General features: G+C 45.6%; 5 protein-coding genes. All 5 read left to right on the plus strand.

Annotated features, from left to right (window positions below; all coding sequences use genetic code 11):
* On the plus strand, window positions 1-829 hold an 829-nt coding region (locus AB1466_07315), incomplete at its 5' end, for a phosphate ABC transporter substrate-binding protein (GenBank protein ID MEW6189893.1).
* Window positions 830-861: 32 nt separating this feature from the next.
* The gene (pstC, locus tag AB1466_07320; GenBank protein MEW6189894.1) at window positions 862-1,731 is read left to right on the plus strand and encodes a phosphate ABC transporter permease subunit PstC; all 870 of its coding nucleotides are present in this window, start codon (window positions 862-864) and stop codon (window positions 1,729-1,731) included.
* Window positions 1,728-2,561 carry a phosphate ABC transporter permease PstA gene (gene pstA / locus AB1466_07325; GenBank protein ID MEW6189895.1) on the plus strand — a complete coding sequence of 278 codons (834 nt, stop codon included), beginning with the start codon at window positions 1,728-1,730 and terminating at the stop codon, window positions 2,559-2,561. The genes pstC and pstA overlap by 4 nt, the downstream gene beginning before the upstream one ends.
* Window positions 2,562-2,601: 40 nt before the next feature.
* Complete coding sequence (gene pstB, locus AB1466_07330) at window positions 2,602-3,363, plus strand: phosphate ABC transporter ATP-binding protein PstB (protein MEW6189896.1); 762 nt, start codon at window positions 2,602-2,604, stop codon at window positions 3,361-3,363.
* Window positions 3,364-3,383: 20 nt separating this feature from the next.
* Entirely contained in the window at window positions 3,384-4,022 is a 639-nt protein-coding gene (gene phoU, locus AB1466_07335) for a phosphate signaling complex protein PhoU (GenBank protein ID MEW6189897.1), read from the plus strand.
* Window positions 4,023-4,114: the final 92 nt, after the last annotated feature.

Below are 4,114 nucleotides of genomic sequence, written 5' to 3' on the forward strand. Positions count from 1 at the left end.
GAGACTCGCAAAACTCGTGGCTCTAATCCTGGTAATTTTGCTTGTAAGTTTAGTGGCGGTTGGTTGTGCTCCGGAGAAGGAAGGAAAAGAAGAGCTTTTTGGGACTCTCAATCTCGCGGGTTCTACAACCGTTTTGCCTTTGGCTCAAGCTGTAGCCGAGGAGTTCATGAAGGAGCACCCCAAGGTGAGAGTCAATGTGCAAGGTGGAGGATCTAGCGCTGGGATTGAAGCTGTGAGTAGGAGAGTCGTCGATATCGGAAATTCTTCTCGGGATTTAAGACCGGAAGAACGAAACCTCGGTCTCGTCGATCACCAAATCGCCATCGATGCGGTGACGATAATCGTTCACCCCAGTAATCCGATTACAAACTTAACTAAAGATCAAGTTAAAAAAATATTCACGGGGCAGATCACTAACTGGAAAGATGTGGGAGGTAATGATGAATCCATCCAGGTGGTGAACCGGGATGAGGCTTCCGGTACCAGAGAGTGCTTCTATGAGATAGCCCTTGGCAAGACCAATTTCACAAAAAATGTAATCATCCAACCCGGCAGTGGCGAAATGATAGCAACGGTTTCCAAACTCCCAAATGCCATTGGGTATGTCTCTCTGGGTTACATCACCGACGCGGTTAAAACGGTAAATTACGATGGAATAGAACCAAACGAGGAAAATGCGAGATGTGGGAAATATACACTTCAACGAAGACTTCACATGTTCACTAAAGGTAGAGCCAAGGGTCTAGCCAAGACATTCATCGATTACATTCTCAGCTCTGAAATACAGGAGAGAATAGTCTCCGAGAAATTTATTCCTATCATGGAATAACTCAATTTTAAGACTGACCTGTGAGAAGGGATATGAAAGCGAGAAAAATAAGGGAAATCTTACTCAGTTACCTATTTCTTTTCTGCGCTCTGGCGGGAGCTGCGGGTGTTCTTCTCATTTTTATCTTCGTCGGCGTGCAAGGTTTTCCCATCCTCCAAAGGGTTGGAGTAGTAGATTTTCTCCTCAGTTCCGATTGGCTTCCTACTCGAGGGCATTTCGGTATTTTACCCATGATCATGGGAACATTGGCGGTGACCCTCGGAGCCCTCATTTTAGGTGCCCCACTTGGCATTGCCACCGCCATTTTCATGGCAGAGGTCGCCCCCGATCAGATGAGACGGATTCTACGGCCAGTGGTTGAGCTCCTGGCTGGAATCCCCTCTGTTGTCTACGGTTTCCTCGGTATCGTCCTTCTCATTCCTTGGATAAATAAAATCGATGGTCCCAATTACTCAGGATTCGGCATTTTAACAGCCTCTTTAATATTAACGGTGATGATTTTGCCCACCATTGTTAATATCGCGGAAGATGCCATTAGAGCTGTACCTCAAGAGTATAGAGATGCCTCTTTTGCTCTGGCGGCGACTCATTGGCAGACTATTAGGGGCACGGTCCTCCCCGCTGCTAGGTCTGGGATTTTTACCTCCATCATCTTGGGAATGGGAAGAGCCATAGGCGAAACCATGGCTGTGCTCATGGTCATAGGAAATCCTGCGATCATTCCTAAATCAATCTTTAGTCCCGCTGCCTCTCTCACCAGCATCATAGTATTGGATATGTCTTATGCGTCTGGAGATCATCGCACTGCTTTATTTGCCATTGGGATTGTCCTGTTCGCCATAACCATCACCTTAATTGCTCTGGCTTATCGATTCTCCTCTGATGGGGGGAGAACAAGGTGAGGGCCAAATTCACCAATTATTTAGCCTTAGGGGTTCTCTGGCTTGCATCCATTACCGCTTCGATCACTTTATTCTCGCTGATCGGCTACATTTTTTGGAATGGACTTCCCGCCATTGATTTGGATTTCATTTTAACTCCCCCTCGCGGTATTGAAATGAAAGGAGGGATCTTCCCCACCATCGTTGCTTCCCTTTACGTCACTCTTTTAGCCGTTCTTATCGCCACACCGGTGGGGGTCGGGGGCGCCATTTATCTAACCGAGTATGCTCGGGAGGGTAAAGTAACTAGATTCATTCGCTTTATGGGAGACTCCTTGGCAAGCGTACCTTCCATTGTATTTGGACTTTTTGGTATTTCACTGTTCGTATACATTTTAGGGCTCGGTTGGTGCATACTCTCCGGGGCACTAACCTTGGCATTTATGATTCTTCCAGTTATTATACGAACTTCGGAGGAAGCCATTAAAGCTGTACCCGATTCTTATCGAGAGGGAAGTTTTGGATTGGGGGCAACCAAGTGGCAAACAATAAAAAATGTCATTCTTCCTACTGCCTCTCCTGGTATTTTGACGGGTGTAATTTTGGGTATGGGGAGAGCATTTGGGGAAACGGCGGCTGTTATGTACACCGCTGGGATGGCTTTAAACATACCAAAGAGTCCACTGGATACCGGGCGAACGATGACTCTCCACTTGTATCTCTTAATAACTCAGGGAGGATCACTAAAATCAGCCTTTGGTACAGCTTTTCTTCTATTGGCAATCGTTCTGATGGCCAATCTCACTACCACGGGTCTGATGCGGAGATTCCGAGCTAGATATATTGCGTGAAAGGTGAGGTGAATCCGTATTGGGCGAAAATGGTATTAAGATGGAGATCAAAAATCTCAATCTCTACTATGGTGACCAAAGGGTACTGGAAGGTATCAATCTCTCAATCAAGGAACGATACATTACCGCTATAATCGGACCATCGGGGTGCGGAAAGACCAGCCTGCTCAGGTGTCTTAATCGAATGCATGAGCTCATTCCCAATACCAAAGTTGAGGGTGAGGTGTTTTTGGATGGGGAGAACATTTTCAGGCCCTCAACTGACATAATAAATTTACGTAAGCGCATTGGAATGGTTTTTCAGAGACCCAATCCATTCCCGAAATCCATTTATGATAATGTGGCTTATGGTCCCAGGGTTCATGGCATAAAGCATAAAACCAAGCTCGATGAGATAGTGGAGAGAAGTCTGAAGAGAGCAGCCCTTTGGAAGGAGGTTAAAGACAAACTTCATTCCTCCGCACTGACACTTTCTGGGGGACAGCAACAGCGTTTATGTATTGCCAGGGTATTGGCCATTGATCCGGAAGTAGTTTTGATGGATGAACCCTGTTCAGCTCTTGATCCTGCATCCACTCAGAGGATCGAGTATCTAATGGAAGAACTGAAGAAGAAATATACCGTTGTCATCGTGACTCACAATATGCAGCAGGCTGCTCGTGTTTCAGATTTCACCGCTTTCCTTCTCGTTGAGCAAGAAGGACAGGCTGCAAAGCTGATAGAATATGGGAAGACGGATGATATTTTCACCAATCCTTCAGACAAGAGAACTGAAAATTATATAACGGGTCGATTTGGATAAGGTGCCAGGGGTGATTAAGGATGAGAACTTTTCATGAGGAATTGCGCGAACTGCAGAGTAAGGTGCTTCGCTTGGGAAGTATGGCTGAAGAGGCTGTAGGGAGGACGATCAAAGCCTTGCGGGAAAGAGATGTGAAGTTAGCGGACGAAGTTATCGCGGACGATGATGTCATCGATGAGTTGAATGTAAAAATTGAAGAGGATTGTATCACCCTTATAGCCAGACAATGTCCCGTGGCTAAAGACCTGAGATTCATTGCAACGGTATTGCGGATAATCCTTCACCTGGAGAGAATCGGAGACCTTGCCTTAAATATCGCGAGAATCGCCAAGCAAACCAGTGGAGCGGTGAGAGTGGGAAGGATTCTGGATATAGTCTCCGATATGCATATGCAGGCTCGAAAGATGATCAGAACTAGTTTAAAGGCATTCGCCGAACGCAATTTGAATTTGGCATTAAGTCTCCCCGATTTAGATGAAGCGGTGGACTCGCTCAATAGACAATTGCTCCATGAGTTAGCTAATTGCAGAAATAAGGAGGATTTTGATTGGGTTCTCAATATGGTTCTCGTCAGTCGATATTTAGAACGGATAGCCGATCGAGCTGTGGATATCGGGGAACAAGTAAGATACTTAATCACCGGTGAGCTCATAGAATAGTTTTGAATTTGAAGGCTTCGGGTTTTAGGACCCATTTTTATAATACGGTACCGGCATATAGGGAAAAATTTAAAAATAAAATTTTCACAAAG

This window comes from Actinomycetota bacterium, from assembly GCA_040755895.1.
In the GTDB taxonomy this organism is placed as follows: Bacteria; Actinomycetota; Aquicultoria; order Subteraquimicrobiales; family Subteraquimicrobiaceae; genus Subteraquimicrobium.